The organism is Hydrogenophaga sp. ANAO-22, from assembly GCF_042466645.1.
Classification (GTDB): domain Bacteria; phylum Pseudomonadota; class Gammaproteobacteria; order Burkholderiales; family Burkholderiaceae_C; genus Hydrogenophaga.
In genome coordinates this window covers 2,371,775-2,386,873 of sequence record NZ_CP159956.1, presented here as the reverse complement: position 1 = coordinate 2,386,873, position 15,099 = coordinate 2,371,775, and the positions used below count along the sequence as shown (strand labels likewise).

Here is a 15,099-nt window from a genome sequence, read left to right as displayed (position 1 = left end):
TGTCGGGGCGCGGGGTGTCAGTGCAGCACCCGGGCCGGTGCATCGCCCGAACCCGGGGCGCGCAGCGCGAATTCGGTGACTTCGGCCTCGAAGCGCTCGCCGTCTTCGGCCACGCAGAAGAAACTGCCGCGCATGGCGCCCGTGGGCGTGGCCAGGCGCGTACCGCTGGTGTACTGGAAGGATTCGCCGGGCCGCAGCAGGGGCTGGTGGCCGACCACGCCCAGGCCCTTGACCTGTTCGGTGCGGCCGTTGGCGTCGTCGATGATCCAGTGGCGCGCGATCAGCTGCGCCGGCACCTCACCCGCGTTGGTGATGGTGATGGTGTATGCGAAGGCGTACACGTCTTCGTCGGGCGAGGACTGCTCGCTCAGAAACTGGGGTTCGACCTCGCAGGTGAACAGGTATTTCGGCATGGGCGGCATGTTACCGCGCGCCTGCGTCAACGCGGTGGCCCTGCGAGAATGGGGTCTTTGGCCCGATCCCGCGCCCACCCATTCCCCACCAGCCAGGTTGCCCATGTCCCAGCTTCCCGTCCAGCACCGCATCGCCCCCTCCATCCTGTCCGCCGATTTCGCCCGCCTGGGCGACGAGGTGAAGAACGTCATCGCCGCTGGCGCCGACTGGATCCACTTCGACGTGATGGACAACCACTACGTGCCCAACCTGACCTTCGGGCCCATGATCTGCCAAGCGCTCAAGCCGCACGCGAAGAAGCCCGACGGCACGCCCGTGCCGATCGACGTGCATCTGATGATCCAGCCGGTGGACGCGCTGGCCGGTGCCTTCATCGACGCCGGCGCCGATCTCGTGAGCTTCCATCCCGATGCGAGCACCCACGTGCACCGCAGCGTGCAGGCCATCAAGGCCAAAGGCGCCAAGGCCGGCCTGACCTTCAACCCCGGCGCGCCGCTGGACGTGCTGGACTGGCTGATCGACGACATCGACCTGATCCTGATCATGAGCGTGAACCCGGGCTTCGGCGGCCAGAGCTTCATCGACTCCGCGCTGCGCAAGATCGAGGACGCGCGCCGGCGCATCGAGGCCAGCGGCAAGGACATCCGCCTGGAGGTGGACGGCGGCATCAAGGCCGACAACATCCGCCGCGTGGCCGACGCAGGGGCCGACACCTTCGTGGCCGGCAGCGCGATCTTCGGCAAGCCGGACTACAAGGCCGTGATCGACCAGATGCGCACGGCGCTCCAATGAGAAGCATCGACGACGCCCGGCTGGGCGCCGGGCCGCTCCCAAGCCCGGCCAGCCCCCTCGGGGGGCAGCGACCCGCGCAGCGGTGGAGCGTGGGGGCCTTGATCGTCGACCTTGACGGCACCATGGTCGACACCCTGGGCGACTTCGACGTCGCCCTGAATGAAACCCTCAAGGACCTGGGCCGCCCGGTCGTCGCCCGCGCCGACATCGAGCGCATGGTGGGCAAAGGTTCGGCGCACCTGATCCGCTCGGCGCTGCTGCACGGCGGGCTTGGTGCCGACGAGGCCGCCCGCGTGCAGCCCGAGGCCTGGACGCGCTACCAGGCGCACTACCTGGCCATCAACGGTCAGCACAGCGCGGTCTACCCCGGTGTCGTCGAGGGCCTCGCGGCGTTGCGCGAGCGGGGCCTGCCGCTGGCCTGCCTGACCAACAAGCCGCTGAACTTCGCGCGCCCGCTGCTGCAAGCCAAGGGTCTGGCGGACTTTTTCGCCCACGTGTTCGGCGGCGACAGCTTCGAGCGCACCAAGCCCGACCCGCTGCCGCTGCTCAAGACCTGTGAAGCCCTGGGCACGGTGCCGGCGCAAACGCTGATGGTGGGCGATTCGCAGAACGATGCGCTGGCCGCGCGAGCGGCCGGCTGCCCGGTGGTGCTGGTGACCTATGGCTACAACCACGGCGAGCCGGTGCGCGGGGTCGACGCCGATGCCTTCGTGGACCGCCTCGACGGCCTGCCCGGCTTGCTGCAGGCCGGGGCCTGAAGACGATCAGTAAAGCAGCTTGCCGTCGCCGGACACCACGCCGATGTCCACCCAGTTGCTGCCCAGGTTGCCCTTGGCGAAGTTGACGCGGAAACCGCCGAGGTCGACCTCGCCCATGGCGCGCAGCGACTGCGCGATGCCCGAGGGATTGAGGCCGCGGCTGCGTTTGGCGGCTTCGGCGAACACCCGGGCGGTGATGTAGCCCTCCATGTGGAAGGTGGTGTAGTCCGTCAGCGTGGGGTGCACCTTGCGCATCGCGGCGCGGAAATCGCGCTGCAGCGGGAGCGTCGCGCCCATGGGGTTGGGGAAGGTCTGGGACAGGCCCACGCCGCGCGCGCCGTTGCCCGCGAATTTCATCAGCGCCGGTGCGGGCAGGTAGGACAGGCTGAAGATCTGCTGCGAGACCCCTGCCGCCCGCAGCGCGGCAATGGCCTCGCCCGAGAACTTGGGCGCGCCCACCACCAGGGCCGATTGCGGGTTGGCGGCGGCCAGGGTCTTGGCCGCCTGCGCGAGCGCCGCGGCGTCGGTGGCGGACTGCGCTTCCACGATCTCGATGCCGCCCAGCTCGGCCGCCGCGCTGCGCGCCGAGGCCAGGCCGGAAGAGCCGATCGGGATGTTCTGGTGCAGCACCCCCATGGAGCGGATGCTCAGCGTGCGCGCGTGCGTCACGATCTTGTGGATCTGCTGCTCGTCGCCCGCGCGGATGTGGAACAGCTTGGGGTGCCCCGGCGAGCGCAGCACGCTGGCGCCCGGCACCGCGTTGAGGATCACGATGTCGGTGGTGTCCAGCAGTTTGCTGTCGAGCAGGCCCTTGAGGGTGGCGGAGCCCAGCGGCGTCAGCAGCGCCACCGGCTTTTGCGCCATCACCGTGCCCAGCTGCTGGCGGAAGCCGTCGAAGGTGTAGGTGTCGTCCAGCTTGACGAGCGAGATGCGCCGGCCCTGGACGCCGCCGCGGCCGTTGATCTCGTCCAGCGCGGCGGTGATGCCTTCGTTGAGCTCCTTCGGGTCCGGCGCGGGCAGCACGGTGAAAGGGCCGATCTGCGCCACCACGATGTCGCCGCTGTCCTGGGGCAGGCCGGTGACGGGCAGGAGGGCGGCGGCCAGGGCGGCCATCAGGTTGCGACGGATCATGGTGAATGCGGCGTAGAGGGGATGACCCGCATTCTGGCGGGCCGGACCGCCCGTTCGGCGGCGCATGGGGGCCGCGCGTCGCGCGGACGGATCAGCGTGCCGGCTTGCCCAGCAGGGCGTCCTTGAGCAGGTGGTCGGCCGGTTTGGGGCCCAGCCAGATGCGCAGCAGGGCGTCGTAGAACTCGGGCTCCTTGAACGGCTCGCCCTCCACCTTGCCCTTGATGGTGAGCACGGCGCCGGTGCCGGGCACCCAGTCCACCAGGAAGTTGTCGCCGGCCTGCAGCTTCTTGTGGTCGCTGAACACCTGGCTCATGCGCAGCACGCCCGGGATGAGCTTGGAGAAGGCGCTGCGGTCCATGTTGTCTTCCATGCCGCGCGAGAACAGCTTGCCCAGCTCGGCCGAGTCGATGTCGCGCAGCATGGTGATGCTGATGCGCTTGGGGCCCTTGGTCGCGAGCACGGCCTCGGGGGTGCTCGCCTTCTCCCCGAGGTACAGGCCGGCGGTGTAGACCTTGAACACCGCCTTGTAGCGGATGCCGGCGCCATTGAGCACCAGCGGGCTGCCGGCCACGGTGGCGCGGTCTTCGAGCTTCACGCCGGCGAGGTCGACGGTGGCGGCCTGCGCCGCACCCATGCCGAGCAGGGCAAAGACCAGGGCGAGGGTGGGCATCAACGGTGTTTTCATGGGGTGTGTCCGGATGGGCGAGGGCGATGGCGCGTAAAAAAACGAACACCCGTTCGTTTCGCCAGGATTGTCCTTGTCGAGCCTGCGCCGGACATCAGGGTTTGGCCGTAGAACCAAAGCTTGGGCGCGTGATGTGGGACACGGTCATGGCGCTTTGCTACACTGCGCCTTCCATGTTCAACCCACGCACATCCTTTTCAGGTGGTCTGCCGAGCCGCAATGGCCGGGGAGCCTGGCCCTGGCGCAAGCCAGCGTAAACGTGCACCTTCCCCCGGGGTTTGCACAGTCCGCGCGCGTTCCACGCCGCCACTGTCACCCCACCCCGAACCCGGCGGATGTTTCCCCGGATGGCATGGACCCCAGCCCCACCCGATGCGTCGACGATGACCCGGCGTGTGGCCGATGGAAAGAACGAACATGATCACGGAACTCGAATTCAAGAGCCTGGCCCAGCAGGGCTACAACCGCATCCCGCTGATGGCCGAGGCCTTCGCCGACCTCGAAACCCCGCTCTCGCTCTACCTCAAACTCGCGCACGGGCGTGGCGACGGCAGACACAGTTTCCTGCTCGAATCGGTGGTGGGCGGTGAGCGCTTCGGGCGCTACAGCTTCATCGGCCTGCCCGCGCGCACCCTGCTGCGCGCCAGCGGCTTCGGCGCCGAGGCCAAGACCGAGGTGGTGCGCGACGGCGCTGTCATCGAGACCGCGCACGGCAACCCGCTGGACTTCATCGCCGCTTACCAGAAGCGCTTCAAGGTCGCTCTGCGCCCGGGTCTGCCGCGCTTCTGCGGTGGCCTGGCCGGCTACTTCGGCTACGACGCGGTGCGCCACATCGAGAAGAAGCTGGAGAACAGCTGCCCGCCCGACACCCTGGGCTGCCCCGACATCCTGCTGCTGCAGTGCGAAGAACTGGCGGTGATCGACAACCTCTCGGGCAAGCTCTACCTCATCGTGTACGCCGATCCGGCCCAGCCCGAGGCCTACGCCAACGCCAAGAAGCGGCTGCGCGAGCTGCGCGAGGCGCTGAAGTACTCGGTGAGCGCGCCGGTGGTCAAGCCCAGCCAGAGCTACCCGGCCGAGCGCGACTTTGCCAAGGCCGACTACCTCGCGGCGGTCGAGCGCGCCAAGGAGCTCATCGCCGCCGGTGACTTCATGCAGGTGCAGGTGGGCCAGCGCATCAAGAAGCGCTACACCGAGTCGCCGCTGAGCCTGTACCGCGCGCTGCGCTCGCTCAACCCGTCTCCCTATATGTATTACTACCACTTCGGGGATTTCCACGTGGTGGGGGCTTCGCCGGAAATCCTGGTGCGCCAGGAACACACGCCCGAGGGCCAGAAGATCACCATCCGCCCGTTGGCCGGCACGCGCCCGCGCGGCGCCACGCCGGAGCAGGACAAGGCCACCGAGACCGAGCTGGTCAACGACCCCAAGGAACGCGCCGAGCACGTGATGCTGATCGACCTGGCGCGCAACGACATCGGCCGCATCGCCAAGACCGGCAGCGTGAAGGTGACCGAGGCCTTCGCGGTGGAGCGCTACAGCCACGTGATGCACATCGTGAGCAACGTCGAGGGCATCCTGGTGGAGGGGCCGGACGGCCAGCCCGTGGGCAGCATGGACGTGCTCAAGGCCACCTTCCCGGCCGGCACGCTCACCGGCGCGCCCAAGGTGCATGCCATGGAACTGATCGACCAGCTCGAGCCGACCAAGCGCGGCATCTACGGCGGCGCCTGTGGCTACCTGAGTTACGCCGGCGACATGGACGTGGCCATCGCGATCCGCACCGGCATCATCAAGGACCAGACGCTCTACGTGCAGGCCGCGGCCGGCGTGGTGGCCGACTCGGTGCCCGAGATGGAGTGGAGGGAAACCGAACACAAGGCGCGCGCGCTGCTGCGCGCCGCCGAACTGGTCGAGGAGGGCCTGGAATGAAGCCGATCCGCTTGCTCATGGTCGACAACTACGACTCGTTCACCTACAACATCGTGCAGTACTTCGGCGAACTCGGTGCCGAGGTCAGCGTGTTCCGCAACGACGAGATCACGCTGGAGGAGATCGATGCGCGCCTGGCCGCCGGGCAACTGGATCGCCTGGTGATTTCGCCAGGGCCGTGTTCGCCCGCCGAGGCCGGCATTTCGGTCGCGGCGATCCAGCACTTCGCGGGCAAGCTGCCCATCCTCGGTGTGTGCCTGGGGCACCAGAGCATCGGCGCGGCCTTCGGCGGCAAGATCGTTCGCGCGCAGGAGCTGATGCACGGCAAGACCTCGCCGATCACCACCACGCGCCAGGGCGTGTTCGCGAACCTGCCCGAGCAGTTCACCGTGAACCGCTACCACTCGCTGGCCATCGAGCGCGCGAGCTGCCCCGATTGCCTCGAGGTCACGGCCTGGACGCCGGATGGCGAGATCATGGGCGTGAAGCACAAGACACTGGCCATCGAAGGCGTGCAGTTCCACCCCGAGAGCATTCTCACCGAGCACGGCCACGCCATGCTCAAGAACTTCCTGGAGCAGGCATGAACACCCCCGTCGACTTGCGCAGCGACACCGTCACCCAACCCACCGCCGCCATGCGCGAGGCCATGATGGCCGCGCCCCTGGGCGACGACGTGTTCGGCGACGATCCCTCGGTGCAGGCGTTGCAGGAGCGCATCGCCGCCATCACCGGCAAGCAGGCCGCGCTCTTCATGCCCAGCGGCACGCAGAGCAACCTGTGCGCGATGCTGGCGCACTGCGAGCGCGGCGACGAGTACCTGGTGGGCCAGAACGCCCACACCTACCGCTACGAAGGTGGTGGCGCGGCGGTGCTGGGCAGCATCCAGCCGCAGCCGCTGGCGCAGAACGCCAGCGGGCAGATGCAGCTGGCCGACATCGCCGCCGCCATCAAGCCCGACGACCCCCACTTCGCCCGCACGCGCCTGCTGTGCCTGGAGAACACCTGGAACGGCCACCCCATGCCGGCCGACTACCTCGACGGCGCCACGGCGTTGGCGCGCGAGCACGGGCTGGCGGTGCACCTGGACGGCGCGCGCGTGTTCAACGCGGCGGTGGCGGCCGGTGGTGACCCTCGCCTCGGCGCAGGACCGCCCCAAGCCGAGGCAGCCCCCTCGGGGGCAGCGACCCACACGCAGTGCGGGAGCGTGGGGGCGACCCTTACCAGGCGGTGCGCGGCATCGTCGACCGCTTCGACAGCGTGTCGGTCTGCTTCAGCAAGGGCTTGGGCGCACCCGTGGGTTCGGCCCTGTGCGGCTCGGAAGACCTGATCCGCCGCGCGCTGCGCTGGCGCAAGATGCTCGGCGGCGGGCTGCGCCAGTCGGGCCTGCTCGCGGCCGCGGCGCACCACGCGCTGGACCACCACGTGCGCCGCCTGGCCGACGACCATGCGCTCGCGCTGCGCCTGGCCCAGGGCCTGGCCGGCATCGAGGGCTTGAGCGTGCGCTCCGCGCAGACCAACATCGTGTTCGTCGATGTGGCCGGCGGGCGTGGGCCCGACCTGCTGGCCCACCTCGCGAAGGATGGCGTGCTCGCCACCGGCCTGATCGGGCTGCGTTTCGTGACACACCTCGACGTGGACACGGCCGGCATCGACCGCGCGATCGCCAGCACCCGGGCCTTCTTCGCGCAGGGCGGCACCGCGCCCGCCGCGCGCGCCGCCGGCACCGCCGTCTACTGAGCCGGAGCGCCCCATGCCCGATTGGCCGCAACTCCTGCTCTTCATCGTGGCCGGCTGGCTGCTCAACCTCACGCCCGGCCCGGACGTGCTCTACATCGTGAGCAACTCGCTGCGCGGCGGCGTGCGCGCCGGCATGGTGGCCGCGCTCGGCATCTTCGCGGGCTGCTTCGTGCACGTGGCGATCGCCACCGTGGGCCTGGGGGCCCTGCTGGCGGCCTCGGCCACGGCGTTCACGGTCGTCAAATTCGTCGGCGCGGCCTACCTGCTGTGGATGGGCGTGCGCCTGCTGCGCGCGTCCACCCCGGGCTGGGCGCCCGACGCCGCCCCCGCCGAGCCCGACCTGGGCCGCGTGTTCCGCCGCGGCTTCCTCACCAACGTGCTCAACCCCAAGGTGGCGCTGTTCTTCCTGGCCTTCCTGCCGCAGTTCATCGCGCCCGACGCCAGCCACAAGACCCTGGCCTTCCTGGCCCTGGGCGTGCTGTTCAGCTTCAATGCCCTGCCCGTGACCCTGGGCTACGCCTGGCTCGCGGCCTGGGCCGCGAACCGCGTGCAATTGGTGCGCCGCGCCATGCACTGGCTCGACCGCGCCGCCGGCGTGCTCTTCATCGGCTTCGGCCTGAAACTGGCCTTGACCGACCATCCCGCCCCGTAAAGAGACCCTTGGAGACCTTCATGTCACCCACCTCCGCACACAAGATCACCCCGCAGGAAGCGCTGCAGCGCACCATCGAACACCGCGAGATCTTCCACGACGAGATGCTGCACCTCATGCGCCTGATCATGAGCGGCGAGATGTCGCCGGTCATGATGGCCGCCTTCATCACCGGCCTGCGCGTGAAGAAGGAAACCATCGGTGAGATCACCGCCGCCGCGCAGGTGATGCGCGAGTTCTCCACCAAGGTGCACGTGGCCGACAAGACCCACCTGGTCGACATCGTGGGCACCGGCGGCGACGGCTCGCACACCTTCAACATCTCCACCTGTTCCATGTTCGTGGCCGCCGCGGCCGGCGCGCGCGTGAGCAAACACGGTGGGCGCAGCGTCTCGAGCAAGAGTGGCAGCGCCGACGTGCTGGAGAGCCTGGGCGTCAACATCAACCTGCCGCCCGAGGCCATCGCGCGCTGCATCGAACAGGTCGGCGTGGGCTTCATGTTCGCGCCCAACCACCACCCCGCCATGAAGAACGTGGCCCCGGTGCGGCGCGAGCTCGGCATCAAGACCATCTTCAACATCCTGGGGCCGCTGACCAACCCGGCCTCGGCCCCCAACATCCTCATGGGCGTGTTCCACCCCGATCTGGTGGGCATCCAGGTGCGCGCGCTGCAGCGCCTGGGCGCCGAACACGCCGTGGTGGTGTACGGGCGCGACGGCATGGACGAGGTCTCGCTCGGCGCCGCCACGCTGGTCGGCGAACTCAAGAATGGCGAGATCACCGAATACGAAATCCACCCCGAGGACTTCGGCATGACCATGGCCAGCAGCCGCGCGCTGCGGGTGGAAACGCCCGAGGCCTCGCGCCAGATGCTGATGGGGGTGCTCGAAGGCCGCGACGACCCGGCCTTCAAGGCCGCCAGCGAGATCGTGGCGCTCAACGCCGGCGTGGCGCTGTACGCGGCCAACGTGGTCGCCGACATGGGCGAGGGCATCGCGCTGGCGCGGCGCACGCTCGCCGCCGGCGCGGCGCTGGCCAAACTCGAACAACTCAAGGCCTTCGTGGCCTGATCTGGAACACCGTCATGAGCGACATCCTGCAGAAAATCGTGGCCGTCAAGCACGAGGAAATCGCCGCCGCCCAGCGCAAGAAGCCGCTGGACGCGGTGCGTTTCGATGCCGAGAGCCGCGTGCTCACGCGCGATTTCGAGGGCGCGCTGCGCGCCAAGATCGCCGCCGGCCAGGCGGCCGTGATCGCCGAGGTCAAGAAGGCCAGCCCGAGCAAGGGCGTGTTGCGCGAAGACTTCATTCCCGCCGACATCGCGCAAAGCTACGCCGAAGGCGATGGCCAGGTGAGCGCGGCCTGCCTGTCGGTGCTGACCGACCGCCAGTTCTTCCAGGGCAGCCCCGATTTCCTCAAGCAGGCCCGCGCCAGCTGCGACCTGCCCGTGCTGCGCAAGGACTTCATGGTCGACCCCTACCAGGTCTATGAGGCCCGCGCCATGGGCGCCGACGCCATCCTGCTGATCGCCGCCTGCCTGGACGACGCCCGCATGGCCGAGCTCGAGGCCGTGGCCCTGGGCCTGAACATGGCCGTGCTGGTCGAGGTGCACGACCGCGCCGAACTGGAGCGCGCGCTGCGGCTCAAGACCTGCCTGGTCGGCATCAACAACCGCAACCTGCGCACCTTCGAGGTGACGCTGCGGACCACGCTGGACATGCTGCCCGATGTGCCGGCCGACCGCCTGCTGATCACCGAATCGGGCATCCTGGGCCGCGCCGACGTGCAGACCATGCGCGCGGCGGGCGTCAACGCCTTCCTGGTGGGCGAGGCTTTCATGCGCGCGCCCGAGCCCGGGCTGGCGCTGGCCGAGCTGTTCAACTGAGGTGGCGATGCAAGCCGGTTTCGACTGGGGCGGGCCCGCGGTGGCCCCCCATCTGCTGTCGGCCCAGCCGGCCGACTGGCCGGTGCAGCCGGGTTGGGCCGGTCTGGTGGACCATTTCTGGGCCTCGTCCCCGGGGGGCGGGTTGCAGGACTTCCTGGCCGAGCGGCTGGCGCAGGGGGCGGTGGTCTACCCGCCCAGGCCGCTGCGGGCCCTTGAACTCAGTGCCCCCGAGGCGGTTCGCGTGGTCATCCTGGGCCAGGACCCGTACCACGGCCCCGGACAGGCTGAAGGGTTGGCCTTTTCCGTGGCGCCCGGCGTCAAGACTCCGCCCAGCCTGCGCAACATGTTCCAGGAGCTGCAGCGCGATCTGGGTACGCCTGTGCCAGCCGACGGCTCGCTGGTGCGCTGGGCCCGGCAGGGTGTCCTGCTGCTCAACACCGGCCTGACGGTGGAGGACGGCCAGCCCGCCAGCCATGCCGGCCGGGGCTGGGAAGCCTTGACCGACGCCGTCATCCAGCACTGCGGCCACACCGGCGACCCCAAGGTGTTTCTGCTCTGGGGCGCCCATGCCCAGAAAAAGACGCCTTTGATCGACGCCCGGCGCCATCTCGTGCTCAGCGCCAACCACCCGTCGCCGCTGTCGGCCCGGCGCGGCCCCGTACCGTTCGTCGGCTGCGGCCATTTCGGGCAGGCCAACGCCTGGCTGGCCGGGCAGGGCCGGGCGCCGATCGCCTGGTGACGGAATGGGCAGCGGGGAGCGGGCGCCAAGTGCCACAAATCCATGGCATAATCGCGGGCTGCGCTATGGAGGGGTGGCCGAGTGGTTAAAGGCAGCAGACTGTAAATCTGCCCGCTTACGCGTACGCTGGTTCGAATCCAGCCTCCTCCACCAGCGATCGATGTGACGTGTTAGCAAATGGGATGTTTCGCCCAGAGGGTCGGTGCCGTGTGGTGCCGGTTAGGTCAGGCGGGAGTAGTTCAATGGTAGAACCCCAGCCTTCCAAGCTGATGACGCGGGTTCGATTCCCGTCTCCCGCTCCATGTCCCGTCGGTGGTTGGATGTGTTTTTGACAGGCGTTTGAGTTTTCAGGGGTGTCCGGTCCGCCGGGTGCCTTTGCCCATGTGGCTCAGTGGTAGAGCACTCCCTTGGTAAGGGAGAGGTCGCGGGTCCGATTCCCGCCATGGGCACCAGTGATATTCCTGCATTGTTCTGGTGTTTCGGCAATTTTGATTTTGGAGCTGAAAAATGGCAAAAGAGAAATTTGAGCGGACCAAGCCGCACGTGAACGTGGGCACGATTGGTCACGTGGACCATGGCAAGACGACGCTGACGGCGGCGATCACGACGGTGCTGGCGGCCAAGTTCGGCGGCGCGGCCAAGGCCTATGACCAGATCGATGCGGCACCGGAAGAGAAGGCGCGCGGCATCACGATCAACACCGCACACGTGGAATACGAAACGGCCAACCGCCACTACGCCCACGTGGACTGCCCCGGCCACGCCGACTACGTCAAGAACATGATCACCGGTGCCGCCCAGATGGACGGCGCCATTCTGGTGTGCTCGGCCGCTGACGGTCCGATGCCCCAGACCCGCGAGCACATCCTGCTGGCGCGCCAGGTGGGCGTGCCTTACATCATCGTGTTCCTGAACAAGTGCGACATGGTCGACGACGCCGAGCTGCTCGAGCTGGTCGAGATGGAAGTGCGCGAGCTGCTGGACAAGTACGACTTCCCGGGCGACGCCACCCCCATCATCCACGGCTCGGCCAAGCTCGCCCTGGAAGGCGACAAGGGCAAGCTGGGCGAAGAAGCCATCATGAAGCTGGCTGACGCGCTGGACACCTACATCCCCACGCCCGAGCGCGCGGTGGACGGTGCCTTCCTGATGCCGGTGGAAGACGTGTTCTCCATCTCGGGCCGCGGCACCGTGGTGACGGGCCGTATCGAGCGCGGCATCATCAAGGTCGGCGAAGAAATCGAGATCGTGGGCATCTCCGCCACGCAGAAGACGACCTGCACGGGCGTGGAGATGTTCCGCAAGCTGCTGGACCAGGGCCAGGCGGGCGACAACGTGGGTATCCTGCTGCGCGGCACCAAGCGCGAAGACGTGCAGCGCGGCCAGGTGCTGTGCAAGCCCGGCTCGATCAAGCCGCACACGCACTTCACGGGTGAGGTGTACGTGCTGTCCAAGGACGAAGGTGGCCGTCACACGCCGTTCTTCAACAACTACCGTCCGCAGTTCTACTTCCGCACGACCGACGTGACCGGCTCGATCGAGCTGCCCGAAGGCAAGGAAATGGTGATGCCGGGTGACAACGTGTCGATCACGGTCAAGCTGATCGCCCCGATCGCCATGGAAGAAGGCCTGCGCTTTGCCATCCGCGAAGGCGGCCGCACCGTCGGCGCCGGCGTCGTCGCAAAAATCATCGCGTAAGAAAAGCCCTTTGTGGGGCAGAAGCCAGTAGGGGTATAGCTCAATTGGCAGAGCGTCGGTCTCCAAAACCGAAGGTTGTAGGTTCGATTCCTACTGCCCCTGCCACCCGACAGGATGTCGCCGGAACCTGAAGCCAGGAACCTGAATCCACCCTGTTGAGTGGTTAACAAGCCCACCGAAGTCGTGAAGACCTCTGGTGGGCTTGCGTGTCTCAAGCTTTCGGGTTTTGGACGCGCCTTTTGATACGAATTGTCTGGATCCTCATGGCCACTTCCGAAGTTCAAACCGTCCACACCGGCGCCGACAAGGCCAAGCTGGCGGCGGCGATCGCGCTGTTGCTGGGCTCGTTCGTGGCGTTCTACCTGCTGTCCTCGCGCGGTGCGCTGGCGCAATGGGGTGCGCTGATCGTGCTGCTGGGCGCGGCCGTGGTGGTGTTCGCGGTGTCCGAGTCGGGCAAGCAGCTGATCGCCTTCGGCCGTGACGCCTGGCGTGAGGTCAAGAAGGTGGTCTGGCCGGCGCGCAAGGAGGCCATCCAGATGACGGCCTATGTGTTCGCGTTCGTGTTCGTGATGGCCCTGTTCCTGTGGCTGACCGACAAGACCGTCGAATGGCTGTTTTACGACCTGATCCTGGGCTGGAGGAAATGATGACCGAGCAACACAGTCCCGTGGCCGCTGAAGGCATGCGCTGGTACGTGGTCCATGCCTACTCCGGCATGGAAAAGGCGGCCGAGCGCAACATCGTCGAGCGCATCAACCGCGCCGGCATGCAAGACAAGTTTGGCCGCATCCTGGTCCCCACCGAAGAAGTGGTGGAGATGAAGAACGGCCAGAAGCGCACCACCGAGCGCAAGTTCTTCCCCGGCTACGTGCTGGTGGAAATGGTGATGGACGACGACACCTGGCACCTGGTGAAGCACACCAACAAGGTGACCGGTTTCGTGGGTGGCGCGAAGAACCGCCCGGCGCCGATCTCCGAGGAAGACGTTCAGAAGATCGTCAACCAGATGCAGGAAGGCACCGACAAGCCGCGCCACAAGGTCGAGTTCGTGGTCGGCGAGTACGTGCGCGTCAAGGAAGGTCCGTTCACCGACTTCAACGGCACCGTCGAAGAAGTCAACTACGAGAAGAACAAGATGCGCGTGTCGGTGACCATCTTCGGTCGTGCCACGCCGGTGGAGCTGGAATTCAGCCAGGTCGAAAAGACCTGAATCTTTCGTGGCACAGGCGGGTCGGCCCGACGCCTGTGCCATTGTTTCTTTCCCGGGTCCCCAACCGCGAGGAGGTTGTCTTGATGGCAACCGTCTGCACTCGCAGGAGCTAAAAAATGGCGAAAAAAATCGTCGGCTTCATCAAGCTGCAAGTGCCAGCTGGTAAGGCCAACCCCTCTCCCCCGATCGGTCCGGCGCTGGGTCAGCGCGGCCTGAACATCATGGAGTTCTGCAAGGCGTTCAACGCCCAGACCCAGGGCGTCGAGCCCGGTCTGCCGCTGCCCGTGGTGATCACGGCCTTCGCGGACAAGAGCTTCACCTTCATCATCAAGACGCCGCCCGCGACGACCCTGATCAAGAAGGCCATCAAGCTGGACAAGGGCTCCTCGGTGCCCAACAAGAACAAGGTCGGCAAGATCACCCGGGCCCAGCTCGAAGAGATCGCCAAGACCAAGATGAAGGACATGACCGCTGCCGATGTGGACGCTGCTGTGCGCACCATCGCCGGTTCGGCTCGCTCGATGGGCGTGATTGTGGAGGGCGTGTAAATGGCCAAGCTGACCAAAAAACAGAAAGCCTTCGAAGGCAAGGTCGACAGCAACAAGCTGTACAGCCTGACCGACGCCCTGGCGATCATCAAGGAATGCGCGAACGCCAAGTTCGATGAGTCCATCGACGTGGCGATCCAGCTGGGCGTGGATGCCAAGAAGTCGGACCAGGTGGTGCGTGGCGCTGTCGTGATGCCCAACGGCACCGGCAAGACCAAGCGCGTGGCCGTGTTCGCCCAAGGCGCCAAGGCCGAAGAAGCCAAGGCCGCCGGTGCCGACATCGTCGGCATGGACGACCTCGCTGCCGACATCAAGGCCGGCAACATGAACTTCGACGTGGTCATCGCCTCGCCGGACGCCATGCGCATCGTCGGTACCCTGGGTCAGGTGCTGGGCCCGCGCGGCCTGATGCCCAACCCCAAGGTCGGCACCGTGACGCCCGATGTGGCACAAGCCGTGCGCAACGCCAAGGCGGGCCAGGTGCAGTTCCGCGTCGACAAGGCCGGCATCGTGCACGGCACGATCGGCCGCCGCTCGTTCGACGCCGACAAGCTCCAGGGCAACCTGGTGGCGCTGCTCGACGCGCTGACCAAGGCCAAGCCCGCCACCAGCAAGGGTGTCTACCTGCGCAAGGTGGCGGTGTCGTCGACGATGGGTGTGGGCGTCCGCGTGGACACCCAGTCCATCTCGGCGTAATCGCAAGAAATTCGGGCCCTTCGGGGCCTGGATGTGGTGGGCCCCGGGCTGGCGAAAGCCGATCCGGGGGCCATCCAAGACCGTTGGTGCTGGTGCAAGCCGGCTTAATTGTGACAAGCCAACGCAGATGGCGATCCCGCTGCAGATGGAATTCGTTCCGAAACAGTTGAATCGCTGCAATGAGGCGTGCCCCAGGTCTTGAAGGACCGAGGGCACATT

The 15,099-nt window shown here is 67.2% G+C and carries 16 protein-coding genes, 4 tRNA genes and 1 pseudogene; 18 read left to right on the top strand and 3 right to left on the bottom strand.

Annotation, left to right across the window (positions count from 1 at the left end):
* Window positions 1-17: 17 nt before the first annotated feature.
* A complete protein-coding gene (gene apaG / locus ABSY19_RS11380; protein ID WP_382163774.1) occupies window positions 18-413 on the bottom strand; it encodes a Co2+/Mg2+ efflux protein ApaG in 396 nt (131 codons plus the stop codon).
* Window positions 414-516: 103 nt separating this feature from the next.
* Here apaG and rpe point away from each other — a divergent pair, with 103 nt between their 5' ends.
* Both rpe and gph read left to right on the top strand, forming a co-directional pair.
* Window positions 517-1,206 (top strand): ribulose-phosphate 3-epimerase, encoded by a 690-nt coding sequence (gene rpe / locus ABSY19_RS11375; protein WP_382162692.1) that lies wholly within the window; start codon window positions 517-519, stop codon window positions 1,204-1,206.
* A 122-nt stretch (window positions 1,207-1,328) separates the two neighbouring features.
* On the top strand, window positions 1,329-1,964 hold the full coding sequence (gph, locus tag ABSY19_RS11370) for a phosphoglycolate phosphatase (RefSeq protein WP_382163772.1): 636 nt from the start codon (window positions 1,329-1,331) through the stop codon (window positions 1,962-1,964).
* A 6-nt stretch (window positions 1,965-1,970) separates the two neighbouring features.
* Here gph and ABSY19_RS11365 read toward each other — a convergent pair whose 3' ends face one another.
* Together ABSY19_RS11365 and ABSY19_RS11360 are read right to left on the bottom strand one after the other, a co-directional pair.
* The gene (locus ABSY19_RS11365) at window positions 1,971-3,095 is read right to left on the bottom strand and encodes an ABC transporter substrate-binding protein (RefSeq protein WP_382162689.1); all 1,125 of its coding nucleotides are present in this window, start codon (window positions 3,093-3,095) and stop codon (window positions 1,971-1,973) included.
* A gap of 91 nt (window positions 3,096-3,186) precedes the next feature.
* Entirely contained in the window at window positions 3,187-3,780 is a 594-nt protein-coding gene (locus tag ABSY19_RS11360; RefSeq protein ID WP_382162686.1) for a chalcone isomerase family protein, read from the bottom strand.
* A 417-nt stretch (window positions 3,781-4,197) separates the two neighbouring features.
* Between ABSY19_RS11360 and trpE the strand changes: the two genes are divergently transcribed.
* The 16 genes and pseudogenes from trpE (at window position 4,198) to rplA (ending at window position 14,880) form a co-directional block, all read left to right on the top strand.
* Window positions 4,198-5,712, top strand: a complete 1,515-nt coding sequence (gene trpE / locus ABSY19_RS11355; RefSeq protein WP_382162684.1) for an anthranilate synthase component I — start codon at window positions 4,198-4,200, stop codon at window positions 5,710-5,712.
* Window positions 5,709-6,299 (top strand): anthranilate synthase component II, encoded by a 591-nt coding sequence (locus tag ABSY19_RS11350; protein ID WP_382162681.1) that lies wholly within the window; start codon window positions 5,709-5,711, stop codon window positions 6,297-6,299. Before trpE ends, ABSY19_RS11350 begins: the two co-directional genes overlap by 4 nt.
* A pseudogene (locus tag ABSY19_RS11345) lies at window positions 6,296-7,452 on the top strand (GntG family PLP-dependent aldolase). The gene ABSY19_RS11350 and the pseudogene ABSY19_RS11345 overlap by 4 nt, the downstream one beginning before the upstream one ends.
* Window positions 7,453-7,465: 13 nt before the next feature.
* Window positions 7,466-8,104, top strand: coding sequence for a LysE family translocator (locus ABSY19_RS11340; RefSeq protein ID WP_382162678.1), 639 nt, complete (start codon window positions 7,466-7,468; stop codon window positions 8,102-8,104).
* A gap of 20 nt (window positions 8,105-8,124) precedes the next feature.
* Window positions 8,125-9,174: an anthranilate phosphoribosyltransferase gene (gene trpD, locus ABSY19_RS11335; RefSeq protein ID WP_382162676.1), complete on the top strand. Its 1,050-nt coding sequence runs from the start codon at window positions 8,125-8,127 to the stop codon at window positions 9,172-9,174.
* 14 nt (window positions 9,175-9,188) lie between these two features.
* The gene (gene trpC, locus ABSY19_RS11330) at window positions 9,189-9,989 is read left to right on the top strand and encodes an indole-3-glycerol phosphate synthase TrpC (RefSeq protein WP_382162674.1); all 801 of its coding nucleotides are present in this window, start codon (window positions 9,189-9,191) and stop codon (window positions 9,987-9,989) included.
* Window positions 9,990-9,996: 7 nt separating this feature from the next.
* Window positions 9,997-10,728: a uracil-DNA glycosylase gene (locus ABSY19_RS11325; RefSeq protein ID WP_382162671.1), complete on the top strand. Its 732-nt coding sequence runs from the start codon at window positions 9,997-9,999 to the stop codon at window positions 10,726-10,728.
* Window positions 10,729-10,795: 67 nt separating this feature from the next.
* Window positions 10,796-10,881, top strand: a tRNA-Tyr gene (locus tag ABSY19_RS11320).
* 75 nt (window positions 10,882-10,956) lie between these two features.
* Window positions 10,957-11,030: transfer RNA gene (locus ABSY19_RS11315), tRNA-Gly, on the top strand.
* 75 nt (window positions 11,031-11,105) lie between these two features.
* Window positions 11,106-11,180: transfer RNA gene (locus ABSY19_RS11310), tRNA-Thr, on the top strand.
* A gap of 55 nt (window positions 11,181-11,235) precedes the next feature.
* Window positions 11,236-12,426, top strand: a complete 1,191-nt coding sequence (gene tuf / locus ABSY19_RS11305; RefSeq protein ID WP_382162668.1) for an elongation factor Tu — start codon at window positions 11,236-11,238, stop codon at window positions 12,424-12,426.
* 29 nt (window positions 12,427-12,455) lie between these two features.
* Window positions 12,456-12,531: transfer RNA gene (locus ABSY19_RS11300), tRNA-Trp, on the top strand.
* 158 nt (window positions 12,532-12,689) lie between these two features.
* Complete coding sequence (secE, locus tag ABSY19_RS11295; protein ID WP_291121849.1) at window positions 12,690-13,073, top strand: preprotein translocase subunit SecE; 384 nt, start codon at window positions 12,690-12,692, stop codon at window positions 13,071-13,073.
* A complete protein-coding gene (gene nusG, locus ABSY19_RS11290) occupies window positions 13,070-13,636 on the top strand; it encodes a transcription termination/antitermination protein NusG (protein ID WP_291121848.1) in 567 nt (188 codons plus the stop codon). Before secE ends, nusG begins: the two co-directional genes overlap by 4 nt.
* 116 nt (window positions 13,637-13,752) lie before the next feature.
* On the top strand, window positions 13,753-14,184 hold the full coding sequence (rplK, locus tag ABSY19_RS11285; RefSeq protein ID WP_137922451.1) for a 50S ribosomal protein L11: 432 nt from the start codon (window positions 13,753-13,755) through the stop codon (window positions 14,182-14,184).
* Entirely contained in the window at window positions 14,185-14,880 is a 696-nt protein-coding gene (rplA, locus tag ABSY19_RS11280) for a 50S ribosomal protein L1 (protein ID WP_291121847.1), read from the top strand.
* Window positions 14,881-15,099: the final 219 nt, after the last annotated feature.